Consider the following 240-nt stretch of genomic DNA (forward strand, 5'->3'; position numbering starts at 1 on the left):
AAATTTATCGCAAAAATCCAAATAAAAAGGACTTGTTTTCGAGTCCTTTTTATGTTTACTATTAATAAATTTTTAAATTACTACTCTACCTTATTCATTACTAAATACTATCATGTCATCTACTGATCTTTTCTTCTACATATTTTCACATGTATTTTCTTACCTGTAATGGTACACATATTTAAAACGATAAACATTAAAAAAATACCTAACCAGCAAATATAAAAAATAATATGGAAT

The sequence above is a fragment of the Staphylococcus pettenkoferi genome, assembly GCF_002902685.1.
GTDB classification, from domain to species: domain Bacteria; phylum Bacillota; class Bacilli; order Staphylococcales; family Staphylococcaceae; genus Staphylococcus; species Staphylococcus pettenkoferi.